The sequence below is a fragment of the Stenotrophomonas sp. Steno-Z10-HUANG genome (genome assembly GCF_056393075.1).
This window is the reverse complement of the sequence record NZ_JBWJPA010000008.1, coordinates 24,533-44,199: the sequence shown is the minus strand read 5'-3', so window position 1 is coordinate 44,199 and position 19,667 is coordinate 24,533. Positions and strand designations below refer to the sequence as shown.

General features: G+C 71.5%; 15 protein-coding genes. 9 read left to right on the top strand and 6 right to left on the bottom strand.

What is annotated here, in order from left to right:
• The first annotated feature begins 294 nt into the window (after nucleotides 1–294).
• The 6 genes from AC06E6_RS11760 (at nucleotide 295) to AC06E6_RS11735 (ending at nucleotide 8,269) form a co-directional block, all read left to right on the top strand.
• Nucleotides 295–1,128 carry an AraC family transcriptional regulator gene (locus tag AC06E6_RS11760; protein ID WP_240213132.1) on the top strand — a complete coding sequence of 278 codons (834 nt, stop codon included), beginning with the start codon at nucleotides 295–297 and terminating at the stop codon, nucleotides 1,126–1,128.
• A 3-nt stretch (nucleotides 1,129–1,131) separates the two neighbouring features.
• The gene (locus AC06E6_RS11755) at nucleotides 1,132–2,208 is read left to right on the top strand and encodes an alpha/beta hydrolase family protein (protein ID WP_240213131.1); all 1,077 of its coding nucleotides are present in this window, start codon (nucleotides 1,132–1,134) and stop codon (nucleotides 2,206–2,208) included.
• 158 nt (nucleotides 2,209–2,366) lie between these two features.
• Complete coding sequence (gene lexA, locus AC06E6_RS11750) at nucleotides 2,367–2,972, top strand: transcriptional repressor LexA (RefSeq protein ID WP_104937734.1); 606 nt, start codon at nucleotides 2,367–2,369, stop codon at nucleotides 2,970–2,972.
• The gene (gene imuA, locus AC06E6_RS11745; protein ID WP_313233327.1) at nucleotides 2,973–3,596 is read left to right on the top strand and encodes a translesion DNA synthesis-associated protein ImuA; all 624 of its coding nucleotides are present in this window, start codon (nucleotides 2,973–2,975) and stop codon (nucleotides 3,594–3,596) included. It abuts the gene before it with no gap.
• A 9-nt stretch (nucleotides 3,597–3,605) separates the two neighbouring features.
• Nucleotides 3,606–5,027, top strand: coding sequence for a Y-family DNA polymerase (locus AC06E6_RS11740; RefSeq protein ID WP_240213130.1), 1,422 nt, complete (start codon nucleotides 3,606–3,608; stop codon nucleotides 5,025–5,027).
• Nucleotides 5,024–8,269 carry an error-prone DNA polymerase gene (locus AC06E6_RS11735; protein ID WP_240213129.1) on the top strand — a complete coding sequence of 1,082 codons (3,246 nt, stop codon included), beginning with the start codon at nucleotides 5,024–5,026 and terminating at the stop codon, nucleotides 8,267–8,269. Before AC06E6_RS11740 ends, AC06E6_RS11735 begins: the two co-directional genes overlap by 4 nt.
• A gap of 308 nt (nucleotides 8,270–8,577) precedes the next feature.
• Here the strand turns inward: AC06E6_RS11735 and AC06E6_RS11730 are convergent, their stop codons facing one another.
• The 3 genes from AC06E6_RS11730 to ubiK all read right to left on the bottom strand — a co-directional run bounded on the left by AC06E6_RS11730 (nucleotide 8,578) and on the right by ubiK (nucleotide 12,087).
• Nucleotides 8,578–10,101 (bottom strand): lipase family alpha/beta hydrolase, encoded by a 1,524-nt coding sequence (locus AC06E6_RS11730; protein ID WP_240213128.1) that lies wholly within the window; start codon nucleotides 10,099–10,101, stop codon nucleotides 8,578–8,580.
• Between the two features lie 216 nt (nucleotides 10,102–10,317).
• Nucleotides 10,318–11,823 (bottom strand): YifB family Mg chelatase-like AAA ATPase, encoded by a 1,506-nt coding sequence (locus AC06E6_RS11725; RefSeq protein ID WP_240213127.1) that lies wholly within the window; start codon nucleotides 11,821–11,823, stop codon nucleotides 10,318–10,320.
• A gap of 9 nt (nucleotides 11,824–11,832) precedes the next feature.
• Nucleotides 11,833–12,087 carry a ubiquinone biosynthesis accessory factor UbiK gene (gene ubiK / locus AC06E6_RS11720; protein ID WP_161615329.1) on the bottom strand — a complete coding sequence of 85 codons (255 nt, stop codon included), beginning with the start codon at nucleotides 12,085–12,087 and terminating at the stop codon, nucleotides 11,833–11,835.
• Between the two features lie 179 nt (nucleotides 12,088–12,266).
• On the opposite strand from ubiK, the gene AC06E6_RS11715 reads away from it, so the two are divergent.
• Together AC06E6_RS11715 and AC06E6_RS11710 are read left to right on the top strand one after the other, a co-directional pair.
• Nucleotides 12,267–12,605 (top strand): P-II family nitrogen regulator, encoded by a 339-nt coding sequence (locus AC06E6_RS11715; RefSeq protein WP_054662546.1) that lies wholly within the window; start codon nucleotides 12,267–12,269, stop codon nucleotides 12,603–12,605.
• 3 nt (nucleotides 12,606–12,608) lie between these two features.
• Nucleotides 12,609–12,977, top strand: a complete 369-nt coding sequence (locus tag AC06E6_RS11710) for a DUF6404 family protein (RefSeq protein ID WP_240213126.1) — start codon at nucleotides 12,609–12,611, stop codon at nucleotides 12,975–12,977.
• Between the two features lie 378 nt (nucleotides 12,978–13,355).
• Here AC06E6_RS11710 and AC06E6_RS11705 read toward each other — a convergent pair whose 3' ends face one another.
• Entirely contained in the window at nucleotides 13,356–14,798 is a 1,443-nt protein-coding gene (locus tag AC06E6_RS11705) for a serine hydrolase (protein ID WP_478061441.1), read from the bottom strand.
• Between the two features lie 264 nt (nucleotides 14,799–15,062).
• The gene (gene speE / locus AC06E6_RS11700; protein WP_161615326.1) at nucleotides 15,063–15,920 is read right to left on the bottom strand and encodes a polyamine aminopropyltransferase; all 858 of its coding nucleotides are present in this window, start codon (nucleotides 15,918–15,920) and stop codon (nucleotides 15,063–15,065) included.
• A gap of 238 nt (nucleotides 15,921–16,158) precedes the next feature.
• On the opposite strand from speE, the gene speA reads away from it, so the two are divergent.
• The gene (gene speA / locus AC06E6_RS11695) at nucleotides 16,159–18,048 is read left to right on the top strand and encodes an arginine decarboxylase (protein ID WP_104937744.1); all 1,890 of its coding nucleotides are present in this window, start codon (nucleotides 16,159–16,161) and stop codon (nucleotides 18,046–18,048) included.
• Nucleotides 18,049–18,213: 165 nt separating this feature from the next.
• On the opposite strand, the gene AC06E6_RS11690 is transcribed toward speA, so the two are convergent.
• A complete protein-coding gene (locus AC06E6_RS11690) occupies nucleotides 18,214–18,966 on the bottom strand; it encodes an SDR family NAD(P)-dependent oxidoreductase (protein ID WP_104937745.1) in 753 nt (250 codons plus the stop codon).
• Nucleotides 18,967–19,667: the final 701 nt, after the last annotated feature.

Here is a 19,667-nt window from a genome sequence, read left to right as displayed (position 1 = left end):
GTGATTGCCGGCCTTCGCGCAGCGCGCCAAGGCGTTCGATGCCGCGCACGCCGGTGGCGTGCAGGCACGGCCTCTCACCCCTCCGGGCGCGCCATCTTCGATGTCGCTTCGTCGCGATTGCCGGCCTTCGCGCGGCGCGCCAAGGCGTTCGATGCCGTGCACGCCGGTGGCGTGCGGCTCGCGTCATCCCATGCTGGCGTCCCTGCTGGAAGTGCCCCCGCGTGCCGCAAGAACTGCTAAACGCCGCGTTTCCGGCTCCGCTATCCTTGCCCGTGTTCACCCGCAGGACGCAGCATGAACGCAACGGCAAAAGTGTTGTGGCACATCGAATGCCATGACGATGGCGCGCTGGCGCTGGCGGATATCGCCGCCGCGGTGGGGCTGTCGCCGTTCCATCTTTCCCGTGTGTTCCATGGCCGCACCGGTACCCCGTTGATGCGTTACCTGCGTGGCCGGCGGTTGACGCTGGCCGCGCGGCGCCTGGCCCAGGGCGGCGATGACATGCTGCAGCTCGCCCTGGACAGCGGCTATTCCACGCATGCCGCCTTTACCCGCGCGTTCTGCGGCCAGTTCGGCAGCACACCCATGCAGGTGCGCGACCGCGGGCTGGCGTCCCTCGCCCTGGTGGATGCGCTGAAGATGGACGAGGCGGCCGCGGGCGACGGGATCGCGCTGCGACGGGCCGCGCTGCCGGCGTTCTCGGTCGCCGGCATCGGCCGCCGCCATAGCCGCTTCAGCAACGGCGAAATCCCCGGCCAATGGCAACAGCTCGGCCGCCAGTGGACGCGCCCGGCGCCAGTCAGCTACGGCGTCTGCATGAACCGCGACGACGACGGCGGATTCGACTACATCGCCGCGGTGCCGCTGGACCCGGCGCTGCCACCGCCCCGCCACTGGCAGCGTGTGGACCTGCCGGCGATGCGCTACCTGGTGGCCTGGCATGCCGGGCACGTGTCGTCCATCCGTTCGACCTGGCGCTGGCTGCGCGAGCACTACCTGCCCGCGGCGCGGATCGCGCTGGCCGACGCACCGGCGTTCGAGCGCTATGACCCGCGCTTCGACGACCGCAGTGGCGATGGCGGCGTGGAGCTATGGCTGCCCCTGGCCGAAACCCCGCAACCGGATTGACCGATGCCCTTCCTGTACCCGGCCCTGGCGCTGGCCCTTGGCGCCCTGCAACTCGTTTCCACCCCGCCGCCGCCCAAGGCGGGCGAACGGACCGGCGTGGCCACCTCGGCGACCGCTGCCATCCGCGATGCCGGGCAGCGCGATGCCCTGCGCTTCACGGTGTGGTATCCGACGCACACGGCAACCGCGGAAACGCCGCTGGCGATCGGCCCGCCCGGCGCCCCGCTGTTCCAGGAAGCGGGGCGGGTCGAGGGCGCACCGGTCAGCGGCGGGCGGCTTCCCACCCTGCTGCTGTCCCACGGCAACGGCGGAACGGCGCGGATGATGGGGTGGCTGGGAACGGCGCTGGCCCGCGCGGGCTACCTGGTGATTGCGGTCGACCACCCGGGCAACAACGGCATCGACCCGATGACCCTGGCCGGCAGCGTGCTCCCCTGGCTGCGCGCCGATGACCTGGCGACGGCGCTGGCGGCGGTGCAGGCGGATCCGGTGCTTGGCGCGCATGTGGATGCCACGCGGCTCGGCCTGGTCGGGTATTCGGCCGGTGGCTTCACCGCGCTGGTCGCGGCCGGGGCGCGCCCGGACATGCCGCGCCTGGCGCGTTTCTGCGCCGCGCACCCCGACGATGGCGTATGCCGGCCGCAGGACGAGTCGCCCACCCACACCCAGGCCGCCCGTCTGGCCGCGGCGGCCTCCCCGGAACTGGCGCCGCATGTGCGCCAGGCGGGCCAGTCCCGCGCGCTGCCCGGGGTGCGCGCGGCTTTCCTGCTGGCGCCGGCGATCGTGCAGGCGTTCGACCCGGCGGAACTGCAGGCGCTGCCGCTCCCGCTGTCGATCATGGTGGGCACGGACGACGCGGTGGCCGCCCCCGCCAGCAACAGCGACGTGGCCGCGGTGCTGGCCGGCAATGCCGTGCTCCGCCACCTCCCCGGCGTGGCCCACTACGATTTCCTGTCCGAATGCACGCCGCTGGGGGCGAGCCGGTTGCAGGCGCTATGCCACACCCGGGTCCCCAAGGCCGCCACGCACGCGGCGGCGGTGGACGAAGCCCTGCGTTTCTTCGGCGAAAACCTGCGTTAGCGGCGCGGGCCGTGCCTCCGGCGCGGGCGCGCCGGGGATCGGCCGCGGCGCCGGGAAGTACCCGCACCACCCGCGGGCGGCGGGCAGCCCCGGCACTTTGCGGCGGCAGCGGGGCAGCACTGGCTACGGCGCTCGCTTGGGTGTACAAATGTACACCCATGATCCCCGCCGACCTGCCACCGCAGCGCGCCGCCGTCCTCGCCTTCCTGCGCGGGGAGCTGGCGGCCGGGCGCGCGCCCAGCCTGGCCGAGATCGCCGATGCCTTCGGCTTTGCCTCGCGCAACGCCGCGCAGAAGCACGTGCAGGCGCTGCTGGCCGATGGCCTGCTGGAGCAGCTGCCGGGGCGCAAGCGCGGCCTGCGCCTGCCCGGTGGCGACGCCGACCTGCTGCCCTTGCCGGTACTGGGGCGGGTGGCGGCGGGCCAGCCGATCGGCGCCGACATCGGCCTGGACCAGCAGTTCTGGCTGGACCGGCGGCTGTTCGCGCTGCGCCCGGATTACCTGCTGCGGGTGCAGGGTGATTCGATGATCGACGACGGCATCCTCGACGGCGACCTGGTCGGGGTGCAGCGCACGCCCGAGGCGCGCGACGGCCAGACCGTGGTGGCGCGCGTGGATGGCGAGCTGACCATCAAGCGCCTGCAGCGCGGGCCGCGGCGCATCCACCTGCTGCCGCGCAACCGCGCGCATGCGCCGATCGAGGTGCGGCCGGGCCAGGATTTCGCCATCGAAGGCGTCTACTGCGGGCTGGTACGCCCGGGTTGAATGGGCACCGTGGTCGCCCTCGACAGCCTGCTGGCGGCGCAGACGCTGTGGCACGCCGGGCGTGCCTCGGCCGCGGCGCTGGGCGAGCCCACCGGCCATGCCGCGCTCGATGCGCTGTTGCCGCAGGGCGGCTGGCCGCGGCACGCACTGACCGAACTGCTGTTGCCGGCCGATGGCGTGGGCGAGCTGGCGCTGCTGCTGCCCACGCTGGCGCGGCTGAGCCAGGCCGGTGCCACGGTGGCGGTGGTGGCGCCACCGTATGTGCCCTACGCCCCGGCCTGGCAGGCCGCGGGCGTGGCGCTGGAGCGGCTGGAGATCGTGCAGGCCACGCCGCGCGATGCGCTGTGGGCGTTCGAGCAATGCCTGCGCAGCGGCGCCTGCGCCGCGGTGCTGGGCTGGCCGCGGCAGGCCGACACCCCGGCGCTGCGGCGGCTGCAGGTGGCGGCCGACAGCGGCCAGTGCCTGGGGTTCGCCCTGCGCGACCGCCGCCATGCGGCCAATCCCTCGCCGGCCGCGTTGCGCCTGGAAGCGGTGCGCGACGCGCACGGCGGCAGCGCCTGGCAGGTGCGCAAGTGCCGTGGCGGCCCGGCGCCGGCGCGCGCCTTCGCCCTGGCCACGCGGTGAGGCGCGGCCATGCTCTGGGCCTGTGTACTGCTGCCGCAGCTGGCGCTGGACGCCGTCCTGCGCCGTTGTCCTGACCCGCAGGCGCCGCTGGCGCTGGTCGGCGGCCCGGCGCAGCTGCGCACCCTGCAGGCGGTCAACGCCGCCGCGGCCGCCGCCGGGGTCCAGGCCGGCATGCGCCTGACCGCGGCGCATGCGCTGCTGCCCGGGCTGGCCCTGGTCGAACACGATCCGCAGGCCGAGGCGCGCTGGCAGCGCTTCCTGGCTGCCTGGGCCTACCGCCACAGTTCGCTGGTCAGCGCGCAGTGGCCCGGCTGCATCGTGCTGGAAGTGCGTGCCAGCTTCGCCCTGCTCGGTCCGTGGCCGCGCATCGAGGCGCGGCTGCGCGAGGAACTGGCGCTGCTGGGTTTCAGCCACCGCATCGGGCTGGCGCCGACGCCGCGCGCGGCGCAGGTGCTGGCCGGCCTGGGCGATGGCCTGGCGGTCACCCAGCCGGCGGCGATGACGGCGCTGCTGGACCGGGTGCCGGTGGCGCACGCGCGGTTGCCCGGGGACACCGGCGAGCGCCTGCGGCACATGGGCATCGGCGACCTGCGCACGCTGCGCGCGCTGCCGCGCGATGCGCTGCGCCGCCGCTTCGGCCTGCCGCTGCTCGAACACCTGGAGCGCCTGTATGGCCAGGCCGACGACCCGCTGGCGTACTACGCGCCGCCGGACCATTTCGACGCGCGGCTGGAGCTGGGCTACGAGGTCGAGAGCCACACCGCGCTGCTGTTCCCGCTGCGCCGCCTGGTCGGCGACCTGTGCACTTACCTGTCGGTGCGCGACGGCGGCGTGCAGCGTTTCGTGCTGCGGCTGGAACACGAGCAAGGCCACAGCGACGTGACGGTGGGGCTGCTGGCCGCCGAGCGCGAGCCGGCGCTGCTGTTCGAACTGGTGCGCAGCCGCCTGGAGCAGGTGCGGCTCGAGCGGCCGGTGGTGGCGCTGCGCCTGCTGGCCCGCGAACTGCCGCCGTTCGTGCCGGCCGCGCGCGACCTGTTCGATCCGCGCACGCGCCAGCAGCAACCGTGGCCGCAGCTGCGCGAGCGGCTGCGCGCGCGCCTGGGCGACAGCGCGGTGCATCGCATCACGCCAACCTGCGATCCGCGCCCGGAGCGTGCCTGGCGGCCGCTGCAGGGCGACGAGGCGCGCATCGGCGATGCCGCGCCGGGGCTGCCGCCGCGCCCGGGCTGGCTGCTGCCGCAGCCGGTGCCGCTGCGCGATCCGCGCCTGCGCATCGTGTCCGGCCCGGAACGGCTGGAAAGCGGCTGGTGGGACGGCGACGACGCGCGCCGCGACTACTACGTGCTGGAAACCTCGCAGGGCCAGCGCGCCTGGGCGTTCGCGCCGCCGGGCGAGCAGGGCGGCTGGATGCTGCACGGGTGGTTCGCATGAGCCGCCGCGAAGCCCGCGATTCGCATGCCGGCACCCGCGTGCCGCGCGCCTGGGAAGTGGCGCAGCGCCTGGGGCGCGTGGCCGCCAACGACGGCGCGCCCGGCGAGGACGCCCTGCCGGCCTATGCCGAACTGCATTGCCTGTCGGATTTCTCGTTCCTGCGCGGCGCGGCCAGCGCCGAGGAACTGTTCACGCGTGCGCGCGACTGTGGTTACGAAGCGCTGGCGATCACCGACGAATGCTCGCTGGCCGGCATCGTGCGCGCCTGGGAGGCGGCGCGCGCCAGCGGCGTCAAGCTGGTGGTCGGCAGCGAGTTCGCCCTGGCCTGCGGCCTGCGCTGCGTGCTGCTGGTGGAAACCGCCGACGGCTACACGCGCCTGTGCGAGCTGATCAGCCGCGGCCGCCTGGCGGCCGGCAAGGGTACGTACCGGCTGGCACGGGCGGACGTGGAAGCGGTGCTGGGCGGCGCCGATGCGGAGGCCTCGGGCCTGTTCGCGTTGTGGTTGCCGGGCGCCGAGCCGCAGGCGGAACAGGGGCGCTGGCTGCGGGCGCTGTTCGGCGCACGCGCGCACCTGGCGGTGGAACTGCACCGCGAGCAGGACGACGCCGCGCGCCTGCAGCAGCTGCTGGCGCTGGCCGATGCGCTGGCGATGACGCCACTGGCCAGCGGCGACGTGCACATGGACGTGCGCCGCCGGCGCATGCTGCAGGACACGATGACCGCCATCCGCCACAACCTGCCGCTGGCCGAATGCGGCGCGCACCTGTTCCGCAATGGCGAGCGCCACCTGCGCACCCGCCGCGCGCTGGGCAACATCCATCCGCCTGCGCTGCTGCAGAACGCGGTGCGGCTGGCGCGCCGTTGCCGCTTCGACCTGGGCCAGCTGCAGTACCGCTACCCGACCGAGCTGGTGCCCGACGGGCACACGCCCGGCAGCTGGCTGCGCGAACTGACCGAACGCGGCATGCGCGAGCGCTGGCCGGAAGGCGTGCCGCCCGATGTGGTCCGGCAGATCGAAAGCGAACTGGAACTGATCGCCTACAAGCAGTACGAGGCGTTCTTCCTGACCGTGCAGGACATCGTCCGTTTCGCGAAGGAGAACGGCATCCTGTGCCAGGGGCGCGGTTCCTCGGCCAATTCCGCGGTGTGCTTCGCGCTGGGCATCACCGTGGTGGACCCGGCCGAGAGCCGGTTGCTGATGGCGCGTTTCCTGTCGCGCGAGCGCGACGAGCCGCCGGACATCGACGTGGACTTCGAGCACGAGCGGCGCGAGGAAGTGCTGCAGTACGTCTACGCCAAGTACGGCCGCCACCGCGCCGCGCTGGCGGCCACGGTGATCCGCTACCGCGGCAGGAGCGCGGTGCGCGACGTGGCCCGCGCCTTCGGCCTGCCGCCGGACCAGATCGCGCTGCTGGCCGGGTGCCACGGCTGGGGCAATGGCGAGGTGCCGATGGCGCAGCGCCTGCGCGAGACCGGCTTCGACCCGGACAACCCGCTGATCCGGCGGCTGATGGCGATCACCGCGCAGTTGAACGGCCACCCGCGCCACCTGTCGCAGCACGTGGGCGGTTTCGTGATCAGCGATGCGCCGCTGTCCACCGTGGTGCCGGTGGAGAACGCGGCCATGGACGGGCGCACCATCATCCAGTGGGACAAGGACGACCTGGAGACGATGAAGCTGCTCAAGGTCGACTGCCTGGCGCTGGGCATGCTCACCTGCATCCGCAAGGCACTGGAGCTGGTGGAGCGCCACCGCGGCCAGCGCATCGACCTGGCGCGGTTGCCGGCCGGCGACGAACCGACCTACGCCATGATCCAGGCCGCCGACACCGTGGGCGTGTTCCAGATCGAATCGCGCGCGCAGATGAGCATGCTGCCGCGGCTGAAGCCGGCGTGCTTCTACGACCTGGTGATCGAGGTGGCGATCGTGCGTCCGGGGCCGATCCAGGGCGACATGGTGCATCCGTACCTGCGGCGGCGGCAGGGCCGCGAGGAGGTGACCTACCCCTCCGATGGCATCCGGGACATTTTGAAGCCCACGCTGGGCATTCCCCTGTTCCAGGAACAGGTGATGGAGCTGGTGATCCATGCCGGCTACCAGGAGCACGAAGCGGACCACCTGCGGCGCTCGATGGCGGCCTGGGGCCGCGGTGGCGATATGGAGCCGCACCGCGAGAAGATCCGCGCGTTGATGAAGCAGAAGCACTACTCGGACGCATTCATCGAGCAGATCTTCGAGCAGATAAAAGGGTTCGGCTCCTACGGCTTCCCGCAGAGCCACGCCGCCTCGTTCGCCAAGCTGGTCTACATCAGCAGCTGGCTCAAGCGGCATGAACCGGCGGCCTTCGCCTGCGCGCTGCTCAACGCGCAGCCGATGGGCTTCTATTCGCCCAGCGAGATCGTCCAGGACGCGCGCCGCGCCGGCCGCGGCGGACGCCGCGCGGTGGAGGTGCTGCCGGTGGACGTGACCCGCAGCGACTGGGACAACACCCTGGAAGGCGGGCGCGTACGCCGTGGCCCGGGCGATGACGACGGCCAGCCCGGCATCCGCCTGGGCCTGCGCCAGGTGGCCGGGTTGCCGCAAGGCGCGGCGCTGGCGATCGTCGCCGCGCGGGCCAGGCGCCCGTTCACCGACGTGCGCGACCTGTGCCTGCGCGCCGGCCTGGACGAGCGGGCGCGGCGCGCGCTGGCCGAGTCCGGCGCGCTGCAGGCGCTGGCCGGGCACCGCCACGCCGCACGCTGGGAAGTGGCCGGCATCGAGCGGCAGCGCCCGCTGTTGCCCGGCAGCCCCGACGAGGACGCGGTGTCGCTGCCGGCGCCTTCGGCCGGCGAGGAGGCGCTGGCCGATTACCGGGTGCTTGGCCTCACCCTCGGCGAACACCCGCTGTCGCTGCTGCGCGCGCGGCTGCAGCGCGAGCGCGTGCTCGACATCGCCCAGGTCCGGCAACTGCCGCACGGGCGCGGCGCCCATGTGGCCGGCATCGTGGTGCAGCGGCAGCGCCCGGGCACGGCCAAGGGCACGGTGTTCGTCACCCTCGAGGACGAGCATGGCCCGCTCAATGTGGTGGTCTGGCAGGCCCTGGCCGCGCGCCGGCGCAAGGTGCTGCTGGGTGCGCGGCTGATGGCGGTGCGCGGCCGCTGGGAGCAGGTCGATGGCGTGCAGCATCTGGTCGCGCGCGACCTGCACGACCTCAGCCACCTGCTCGGCGACCTGCGCACCCAATCGCGGGATTTCCACTAGCGCGACGGCGCGCCCCGACGAGGCAGGCGCGGGGGTGTGCCTTCGCGCTGGGCCCGGCAGAGCCGGCGCCGGGTGCCGCCCGGATCCCGTGCGCGCCGCACCGCGCTGGCCTGGGTGTGCTTGCGCAAGCCCAAGCCCTGGCGCGCGAAGATCGGCGACAGGGCGCCGCAATCACTTCAAACCGTTGCAGGTCGGGCGCGGCGTGGTCATGCGTGCCGGTGCCGCGCAGGCCGCCGTGACGCTGGCGTGGGCCCGCCTGCGTTGCAGCGGCAACCGGAGAACACCGCCGCAAGCGACCCGTTACCGCCTCACACCCACTGCGACAGCGCGATCTTCAGTTCCGCGGCGAAGCCCTTGGCCGAGGCCACCGGCACCGTGAACACGTCCGGCGCCTGCTGGGCGATGCCGATGGCCCGCGTGCTGGCTTCGTCCAGTTCGGCCTGGGTCTTCGGGCCACCGGCCCAGTGGTCGTCAGCCCAGACATAGCGCAGCCGCCAGCGGTCGCCTTCGGGCCGGGCGAACAGCACCAGCGTGTTGCGGAACAGGTACTCGCCGGGAATGTGGTTCTTCAGGAACAGCGCGCCATCGACCTCGTAGCCGGCGTTGCACACCGCCAGCTCGATGGAGAAGGCGACCTCGCTGCCGGCGGTGATGCGGCGGCTGTCCAGGAACACAGAAAACAGCACCGGCGCGCGCGCGTCGCGGCGCACGTTGCCGTCGGCGTCGAAGATGTCGTCGTACTCGCGGCGCACCGCCGATTCGTTGGCCTGGGTGCGCGCGGTGAGCTGGTAGGTATAGGCGCCGCGCGGCGCCACCGTGGCCTCGATGTAATACGACGAACGCACCCGCCTGCCACGCCTGCGCGCGGCCTCGACCTCCGGTGGCAGGGCCAGCGCGGTGATGTCCAGCTGCGCGGTGGCGCAGATATCGCCGAACAGGAAGCGCGACAGATTCTGGTAGCCCTCCTCGGAATTGACGATGCCGAAGTAGCCGCTGTGGCTGCGGTTGACGAAGGCGCGCGGCGCGCCCTCGACGTACGCATTGGCGATGCGCACCAGGCCATCGCTAAGCGCGCCGACCGCGAACGAGGACAGCCCGCGCGCCACCGCGTAGTCGCGGCTGTTGGTGCCGATCAGGCAGAACATGCGCTCGGGCGGGAAGCCGGAATCGCCCAGCGTGTTGACCTTGTCCCGGGGCACCTTCAGGTAGCGCGCCATGTTGCCGCGGTTGAAGTTGTTCATGTCGTTGATCGACAGCAGGTCGGGCACGTTGATGCCGGCGATGTCGATGCCGTTGTGCGGGGTGGCGTAGGTGAACACCTTGTCCACCAGCGTGCGTGCCTCGGCGCTGGCCACCTCCGGGTTCTGCAGCAGGCAGCGGCAGATCAGCCCGCCCATCGAGTGCGCCACCAGGTACACGCGGAAGTCGCGACGCTGGCTGGCGTTGTTGCCGCACACGCTGTCGCGCAGCTCCAGGATGCGCCGGCCCAGACTGGCCGCGGCCTCGGTGATCGACGGCGCCTTGCCGTCGCCGAACGCCGGGTCGGCCACATCGTAATACCGGTGGATCACGATGCTGCGTGGCGAAATGCCACTGCGCAGCTCGGCACCGCCGTCATAGACGTCGCGGTAGCCGTAGTCCTTCATCAGCCGCACCAGCGGCGACTCGAACACGAACTTCACCACCGAGCCGTCCTGGGCCTGGCGGATCTTGGTGGAACCGGCCTCCAGCCCCATGAACGGCGTGGAGGTGGTCTCGACGATCTCCGCGCGGGTCATGGCATAGCCGCGCACGTAGATGATCGGGAAGAAAGGGCGCTGAATCCTGTCCATGTCCGGCTCCACGCGAGGGAAGGTCCATAGTCGGCCATTGTCGTCGCATACGTGGCGACTGGAACGCGAACGCGCGCACGGCCTGCCGCGTGCAGCCGTGGGCCGGGTGCGCATCCGACGCTTCGTGGCGCCCGTGGGCATCGCGTCGCTGAATGGCGTGCGCGCCGCCAGCTGCGGCCGCGCCGACGTACCGGGCCGGGCGCGAATGCGCCGCGCTCAATCGCCGGCGGCGCGATCCAGCTGGCGGTAGCCGATGGCTTCGGCCAGGTGCGTGCGTTCGATGGGGCCGCCACCGGCCAGGTCGGCGATGGTGCGGGCCACGCGCAGGATGCGGTGCATCGAGCGCGCGGACAGTTGCAGGCGTTCCATCGCCTGTTCGAGCATGGCCTGGTCGGCGGCGGTCAGCATGCAGTGGTGCGAGGTCTGTCCCGGGTCGAGGCGGGCGTTGGGGGTACCGGCACGTTGCAGCTGGCGGGTACGTGCCTGCGCTACGCGGGCCTGCACGGCGGCGCTGGTTTCGGTGGGCGGAGCATCGCCGCGCAGTTCGGTCGGTGGCAGCCGTGGCACCTGCAGCTGCAGGTCGATGCGGTCCAGCAGCGGGCCGGAAATGCGCGCGCGGTAGCGGGCGATCGCGTCGGCCGAGCAGCGGCAACGGCCGCTGCGGTCGCCGGCCCAGCCGCACGGGCACGGGTTCATCGCCGCCACCAGCTGGAAGCGGGCCGGGAACTCGGTGCTGCGCGCGGCCCGCGCGATGGTGACCACGCCCGATTCCAGCGGCTCGCGCAGCACTTCGAGCGTCTGCCGCTTCCATTCGGGCAATTCATCCAGGAACAACACGCCGTTGTGCGCCCGCGAGATCTCGCCGGGCCGCGGCAGTGCGCCGCCGCCGACCAGGGCGACCGCGCTGGCGGTGTGGTGCGGGGCGCGGTAGGGCCGTTGCCGCCAGCGTGTCGGGTCCACGCCGTGGCGCCCGGCCGAGGCGATGGCCGCCGTTTCCAGCGCTTCGGCCTCGCTGGCCTCGGGCAGGATGCCGGGCAGCCGCGAGGCCAGCAGGGTCTTGCCGCAGCCGGGCGAACCGACCAGCAGCAAATGGTGGCCGCCGGCGGCGGCGATCTCCAGTGCGCGGCGGGCCTGCGCATGGCCGCGCACGTCGGCCAGGTCCGGCAGCGGCGCGGGGTCGCAGGTGCTGACCTGCGCGTCGGGCAGGGTCTTCTCGCCAGCCAGGCCGGCGCAGACCTCCAGCAGGGTACGCGCGACCTTGACCGTCGCCTGCCGCGCCAGCGCGGCCTCGTCGGCGTTGTCCGGCGCCACCACCAGCGTGCGCCGTTCACGCGCCGCGGCGATGGCTGCCGGCAGCGCGCCGTCCACACCACGCAGCTCGCCGGTCAGCGCCAGCTCGCCGATGAACTCATGCGCGGCCAGCGCCTGGCGGTCGATCTGGCCGCTGGCGGCGAGAATGCCCAGTGCGATGGGCAGGTCGAAACGGCCGCCGTCCTTGGGCAGGTCGGCCGGGGCCAGGTTGATGGTGATGCGCCGGGCCGGGAACTCGAACTGTGCGCAGAGAATGGCCGCGCGCACCCGGTCGCGCGATTCGCGTACCGCCGCTTCGGGCAGGCCCACGATCTGGGTGCAGGGCAGCCCGCCGGACAGGTGCACTTCGACCCGTACCGGCGGCGCATCCACCCCGGCGCGGGCACGGCTGTGCACCAGCGCCAGGCTCATGGGCGTGGCTCAGGCGTCGCCGGCGGGGCGCTTTTCCAGTGCGGCGACGGCCTGTTCCAGGGCGTCCAGCTTCTCGCGGGTGCGCAGCAGCACGGCGCGCTGCACTTCGAACTCCTCGCGGGTGACCAGGTCCAGTTTGGCCAGGCCGGCCTGCAGCGCACTCTTGAAGGTGGCCTGCAGTTCCTCGCGCGATTCGCGCAGGCCCGGCGGCACCAGCTCGCTCAGGCGACGGGCCAGCGCATCGATGTGGTTGAGGTCGATCATGGGGGCGTCTCCGCGGGGCAGGCTGGCAGGTTAGGCGCCGCCGGCAACCACGGCCATCGGGCTCTGTTGCGTGGGGGCATCAGGATAATCCCTTGCCGTCCGCGCGGCACGTCCCGCGCCTGCCGGGTCAGCGCCGGGCAGGCTATGCTTTCCCCGGCACACAGACAGGGAAACGACCGATGAAAATGATCATGGCCATCGTCAAGCCGTTCAAGCTGGACGACGTGCGCGAGGCGCTCGCCGAGCGCGGCGTGGCCGGCATCACCGTCACCGAGGTCAAGGGCTTCGGCCGGCAGAAGGGCCACACCGAGCTGTACCGCGGCGCCGAGTACGTGGTCGATTTCCTACCCAAGGTGAAGATCGAGGTCGCTGTGACCGACGCCCAGGCCGACGAGGTGGTGGAGGCCATCGTCAAGGCCGCCGGCACCGGCAAGATCGGCGACGGCAAGGTGTTCGTGTACGACCTGGGCAGCGTGGTGCGCATCCGCACCGGCGAGCTCGACGCCGACGCGCTCTGAGCCATGGCGAGCCTGGACGGGGAGTTCGGCCAGCGCCTGCAGCGGGCGCTGGCGATGCTGGACTGCAAGGGCCTGCCGCGCGGCACGTCCGCGCCGTTGCTGTACCGCTGGTTGTGGAAGCTGGGCTGGCGCATGGCACCACCGCCGATGGCGGGGTTCGCTTCCACCGCCCTTGTGACCGGCGCCTTCTTCGGGCCGGTGTGGGGCCTGATGATGTGGTTGATGCTGTGGCGCCGTTCGCAGATGCCGGTGGGCATGGTGCTGCTGGCCGCGGTGCTGGCCGGCGTGCTGTTCGGCCTGTCGATGGGGTTGTACGGGCGCTGGAATGCACGCCGGCGCGGCATTCCGCTCTGGCGCGATTTCCAGGGCTGAGCGCGGCTGGCGGGCCGCAACCGGTGTTGCCCATCGCGGCGCGCGAGCCGCGAACCATGGCGTGCGTGCCCGGGCAGGCCGGGCACTGGTCGGTACCGCTGTGCAGCGGGCTCCCAGGCGACAACCGGGTGACCGATCCCCGTCCTGAACCAAGCGCTGCGCATCCGCGCGCTCGTCTCCGGCGCTGAAGCCGCTGGGTCCGGTGGGCCTGCGGGCGCCGCGGGGCGCGATAAGCGAAAGACGCAACGCGGGGTCGTTCCGGACGGAAGCCCCGGGCGCTCCGCCGATGCCCGGGCCACGAAGGCGATCCAGCGGGACAGGGCCCGCGCGGGAAAGGAGAGCGCCCGGCCCAGGCGAGGACAGGGCGGCACCGATGCCTCAATCGCCGCTGTCCCCGGGTTGCTTGCCCGCCCCCATTGCCTCCAGCGCCGCGCGGGCGCTGCGGCTGGCCGGATCGAGCTTCAAGGCGGTGCGGTAGCTTTCGCGCGCTGCATCCAGCCGCCCGGCCGCGCGATACGCCTCCCCGAGACTGTCGTGGGTGTTGGCCGAACCGGGATACGCCGCCACGCCCCATTCAAATACGCTGACCGCCTCGTCCTTGCGGCCCGCGCGGAGGAACTTGTAGCCCAGCGCGTTCAGCGCCCTCTCGCTGTGGTCGTAGTCGTCGCGGCGCACCCCCAGCCCTTCATAGGCCGCCGTCATGGCCTTGAGTCCCTGGTGATAGGCGATCGGGGTCAGCAGGTCGTCCAGGCTCCGCTTTGCCGGTTGCATCGGCTTGCCGTTGAGCACCTCCATGAGGTCCTGGCCCATTGTCAGCACAAGCGCGCCCTGCCAGAAATTGTCGAGGATGATGACGCAGTCCTCGTGCGACTCGGAGCGCAGGTAATAGCTCTGGTAGCCCGGTACGCTGCCGGTGTGGGAAACGACCCGCAGGCGGGCGCCATCGGGCAGTGTCCAGTCATCGACATTCCACCCGAACCCATAATGCGACGCCTGCGCTGTCAGCATCTGGCGCCGCGTGTCGTGGCTCAGCAGGCGCTCGCCATACAGCGCCCGGTCGAAGCGGTAGAGGTCATCGACCGTGGTGTAGATGCCCGCGGCCGCGAACGACACGCTCGGGTCGATCCACTGCGGCTGCACCAGGCTGCCGTCCGCGGTGCGGGTGTAGCCTGCGGCGAGCCGTTCCAGCACCGACCTGCCGTTGAAAACGCCACTGGCGGCCATGCCTGCCGGGGCGAAGATCCGCTCCTGCAGGTTGTCCGCAAGAGGCCGCCCGGTGGCCTGTTCGATCAGCAGACCGAGCAGGAAGAAGCCATTGTTGTTGCACCGCCACTGCTGGCCCGGGCTCTCCAGCAGCGCCGGCTTGATCCACTCGCGCGCGAAGTCCATCGGCGCATAGCTGCGGCGCGCGGCGGTCTGCCACCACGGGTCGGTGTAGCGCCCGGGGACGTCGGCAAGCCCCGAGGTGTGGCTGAGCAGCTGGGCCACCGTCACCTTCGCCGCAGGCGTCCCGGCGTAGAGCGCCGGCAGGTATTCGCCCAGTGTCCCGTCCAACCGCAGCGTGCCCTGCTGGACCAGCTGCATGGTGAGCGTGGCGACCAGCGGCTTGCTCAGCGAGCCGACCCGATAGCGCCCTTCCACCCGGTTGGGCGTTGCCCATTCAACATTGGCCTGGCCGTAAGCGGCGCGCAGCAGCACCCGGTCTCCCCGCGCCACCAGCACGGTGCCGTTGAAGCCACGGTGATCGGCGTAGCTGTCGACCAGGCGGCGCAGTTCATCGGCCGTGGGAGGCTGCTGTGCCAACGCGACTGCGCTGTACATCAGCAGGACGAAACCACATACCCGGGCAAAGGGACGCATCGACTGGCCTGCGTTGGAGAATCCACCCGAAGCTAGCGTTTGACTACAGTTGTAGTCAATGGGTCGTCCGGCATGGTTCCAGCGCCCTTCGGGCGCCAGGCAACGCGATGGCTGCATCCGGCAGCCGGGTGGACCGGGTGCTGCGCGGCGCCTGGAGAACCAACGAAAACCCCGCGCCGGTGGCCGGCGCGGGGTTGGGGTACGTCGCTGCGGTGTGGCGCGGGCTTACTCGCCCAGCGCCTTGGCCACGAACGGCGGGCTGACCAGCACCCCGGTGTGCAGCGGGGCGGTGTAGTACAGCGTGTCGAACGGCTTGGCGGCGGCGTCTTCTTCGCGGAAGCCGAAGCCGAAGCCGGCCTGCTTGCTGGCCACGGTCACCGACCACCAGCCGGTCGGGTAGCACGGCTGTGGGAACGGCAGGGTCTTGAACGACTGGAAGCCGGCCTTGCCCATTTCCGCGCGCATGTCCTTGATCAGGTCCAGCAGCGCCAGCGGCGATTCGCTCTGCTGCACCAGCAGGCCGTCGTCCTTCAACGCGCGGAAGCAGCTTTCGAAGAACGCCTTGTTGAACAGGCCCTCGGCCGGGCCGACCGGGTCGGTGGAGTCCACGATCACCACGTCGACGCTGCCCGGCGCGCAGTTGGCCATGTAGGCCACGCCGTCGTCGAACAGCAGCTCGGCACGGGCGTCGCCGTTGGATTCGCACAGTTCCGGGAAGTACTTCTCGGCCATGCGCGTGACCTGCTCGTCGATGTCGCACTGGGTGGCGCTTTCAACGCCCGGGTGCTTGAGCACCTCGCGCAGGGTGCCGCAGTCGCCACCGCCGATGATCACCACGCGCTTGGGCGCCGGGTGGGTGAACAGCACCGGGTGGCTGATCATCTCGTGGTAGAAGAAGTTGTCCTTGCTGGTCAGCATCATGGCGCCGTCGATGACCATCAGCTTGCCCCAGTCGGTGCTGTCGTAGATCTCGATCTTCTGGAACGGCGACTGCACTTCGTCCAGCTTGCCGGTGACGCGGAAACCGATGGCCGAGCCGGTCGGCTGGAAGTGTTCGATGAACCAGTTGTCGTGGGTGGTCATGGGGATTCCTGGGTGCGATGGACATTTCCCTTCCCCCGCCGCCGGGAGAAGGGGCCCCGGAGGGGCGGATGAGGGGGCGGCGAGCCCCGGCACGGCGGGGATTCCGCCGTATTTCCGCCCCTGGACCCGGCTCCGCGGGGGCAGGGGGGGAGGCGCGGGCGCGGATTGTAACGGACCGCTGCCCCGCTGGCGTTAGAATGCGCGTCCTTTTTATCCACAGCCGAGAGTTGCTACGCCGATGAGCGATTGGTCCCTCGACCAGGCCCGCAAGACCTATTCGATCCCGCACTGGTCCGACGGTTACTTCGACGTCGATGCCGCCGGGCATGTCGTGGTGCGCCCCACCGGCGCGCAGGGCCCGGCCGTATCGCTGCCTGAAATCGTCGATTCGGCACGGGCCGCCGGCGCCAAGCTGCCGCTGCTGGTGCGCTTCCCGGACATCCTCGGCGAGCGCCTGGGCAAGCTGCAGGCGGCGTTCGCCCAGGCCCAGCGCGACTGGGACTACCACGGCGGCTACACCGCCGTGTATCCGATCAAGGTCAACCAGCACCGTGGCGTGGCCGGCACCCTGGCCAGCCACCACGGCGAGGGCTTCGGCCTGGAGGCCGGCTCCAAGCCGGAGCTGATGGCGGTGCTGGCGCTGAGCCGGCCGGGCGGGCTGATCGTCTGCAACGGCTACAAGGACCGCGAGTACATCCGCCTGGCGCTGATCGGCCGCAAGCTCGGCCTGCAGACCTACATCGTCATCGAGAAGCCGTCCGAGCTGAAGCTGGTGCTGGAGGAATCCAGGGCGCTGGAGGTGAAGCCGGGCCTGGGCGTGCGCATGCGCCTGGCGTCGCTGGGTGCCGGCAAGTGGCAGAACAGCGGCGGCGACAAGGCCAAGTTCGGGCTGTCGCCACGGCAGCTGCTGGACCTGTGGAAGTCGCTGCGCGACACCGAGTACGCCGACTGCCTGAACCTGCTGCACTTCCACATGGGCAGCCAGATCAGCAACGTGCGCGACATCGCCAACGGCATGCGCGAGGCCACCCGCTACTTCGTCGAGCTCTCGCGCCTGGGCGCGAAGATCAGCCACGTCGACGTCGGCGGCGGCCTGGGCATCGACTACGAAGGCACCCGCTCGCGCAGCTACTGCTCGATCAACTACGGCCTGAATGCCTACGCCAGCAACATCGTGCAGCCGCTGGCCGAGGCCTGCGAAGCGCACGCGCTGCCGCCGCCGCGCATCGTCACCGAGTGCGGCCGCGCGATGACCGCGCACCATGCGGTGCTGATCGCCAACGTGTCCGAAGTGGAGCAGGCCGCCGATGGCCGCATTCCCGAGGCGCATGACGACGAGCCGGCCGCGATCCGCCACCTGCGCGAGATCCACGACGAACTGGACCAGCGCCCGGCGGTGGAACTGTTCCAGGAAGCGCAGCACTTCCACGCCGAAGGCCTGAGCGCCTACGCGCTGGGCCAGATCGACCTGCCGCAGCGTGCGCGCATCGACGACCTGTTCTACGCCATCGCCAACGGCGTGCGCGCGCGCCTGAGCTACGACGAGAAGAGCCATCGCCCCGCACTGGACGAGCTGAACGACCGCCTGGTCGACAAGTACTTCGTCAATTTCAGCGTGTTCGAGTCGATCCCCGATGCCTGGGCCATCGACCAGGTGTTCCCGATCGTGCCGATCGAGCGCCTGAACGAGCGCCCGGACCGCCGCGGCGTGATCGCCGACATGACCTGCGATTCGGACGGCATGGTCAAGACCTACGTCGAGAACGAGAGCCTGGACAGCTCGCTGCCGCTGCATTCGGTGGGCCATGGCGAGCGCTACCGCATCGGCTTCTTCCTGGTCGGCGCCTACCAGGAAATCCTCGGCGACATCCACAACCTGTTCGGCGACACCGACGCGGTGGAGGTCACGGTCGATGGCAGCGGCTACCGCATCGCCCAGCAGCGCCGCGGCGACACCACCGACGTGATGCTCGACTACGTCGGCTACCGCCTGGACGACCTGCGCGCGGCCTACCGGCAGCGCGTGGCGGCGGCCAACCTGCCGGCCGCGCGCGCGGCCGAGCTGGACGCCGCGCTGGAAGCGGGCCTGACCGGTTACACCTACCTGTCGGACGAGCCGCTGGGCTGAGCGGGGCACCCGCCCGCGGCATTGCCGGGGTGACACCGGGGGCGGGCCAGGTCCGCCCCCGTTTCGTTTCCCGGCCCTGCCCGGCAGCGGGGCTTCACCGGCGGTGGGCGCGGGGCCCGTGCGTGGCACCGCGACCGCCGCGGGTCACCGCCGCCCGCGCCGGCGTCAGCCTTCGCGCGCCACCTGGAAACCGGCGAACGACTGGCTCACCGGCATCAGCTCCAGGCGGTTGACGTTCAGGTGCGGCGGCAGGCTGGCGACCCAGAAGATCTGCTCGGCGATGTCCTGCGCGGTCATCGGGTTGGCGCCCTTGTAGAGCTGGTCCGAGGCGGCCTGGTTGCCATGGGTGCGCACCAGGGTGAACTCGGTCTCGGCCATGCCCGGCTCGATCGCGGTCACGCGCACGCCGGTGCCGTGCAGGTCGGCGCGCAGGCCCAGCGAGAACTGGCTGACGAACGCCTTGGTGCCGCCATAGGCATTGCCGCCCGGATACGGATAGATCGCGGCGGTGGAGCTGATGTTGATGATCGCCCCGCGGCGTTCGATCAGCCGCGGCAGCAGGTGGTGGGTGAGGGTGACCAGCGCGGTGACGTTGGTGTCGATCATCGTGCGCCAGTCTTCCAGGCTGGCGTGCTGGGCGGCGGCGGTGCCCTGCGCCAGGCCGGCGTTGTTGACCAGCAGGTCGATGCCACGGAACGGCGCGGGCAACGCCGCCAGCGCCGCCTCCATGGCCGCCGCGTCGCGGATGTCGAACGCCGCCGCGTGCACCGTGTCCGCCCCGAACGCGTCCACCAGCGGCTGCAGGCGCTCGGCACGGCGGCCGGTGGCGATCACCTTCCAGCCAGCGGCGGCGAAGCGACGGGCGGCGGCGGCACCGAAACCGGACGTGGCGCCGGTGATCAGGACGGTCTTGGACATGGCGGGCTTTCCAGGGGGAAGGGTCCTCGATTTTCGCACCTTCGCGGCGTACCGGCGCTGGCGCGGCGCGGCCTCCCGGGCAGTCGATCGCGCCAACCCGCATGCCGACAGCGCCCACCCGGCGGAGATCCAGTCCATTTGAGTAACGGGGGGCGCCGCCAGGCGCGGGCCTGTGGAAGAAAGCGTTGTGGGGCTCGATGTTCCGCTGCGCAGACATGAAGTAACACGGGCCCGTAGACGCGGAGCCTGCCGCGAATGGCGCACGCCGCCAGATCCGGTGCGGGGCAAGCCCCGCACCTACGACGTTCCCACCGGATGCCACAGCCCCCTTGAGTCAAGGGGGCGCGCCGACAGGCGCGGGGTTGTGGAAAAAGCGGGTACGGGGCCCAAAGTTTGTTTCACAAACATTGGGGTGAAGCCACCACAGGCGATTCAGCTGCACCTTCGATCCCCGCACCTTGGGAAGCGGACGCCCGTAGATGCGGGGCTTGCCCCGCATTGGGCCCTGTGTCAAGAACGTTGGTGGGAAGTCTACGTAGCGACGCCGCTGCGCCCGCGATTTCCGCACCTCGCAGAATACGGGCCCGTAGACGCGGAGCCTGCCGCGAATGGCGCGCCCCGCCGGATCCGGTGCGGGGCAAGCCCGCACCTACAACGTTCCCACCGGAGCCGCAGCCCCCTTGAGTCAAGGGGGCGCGCCG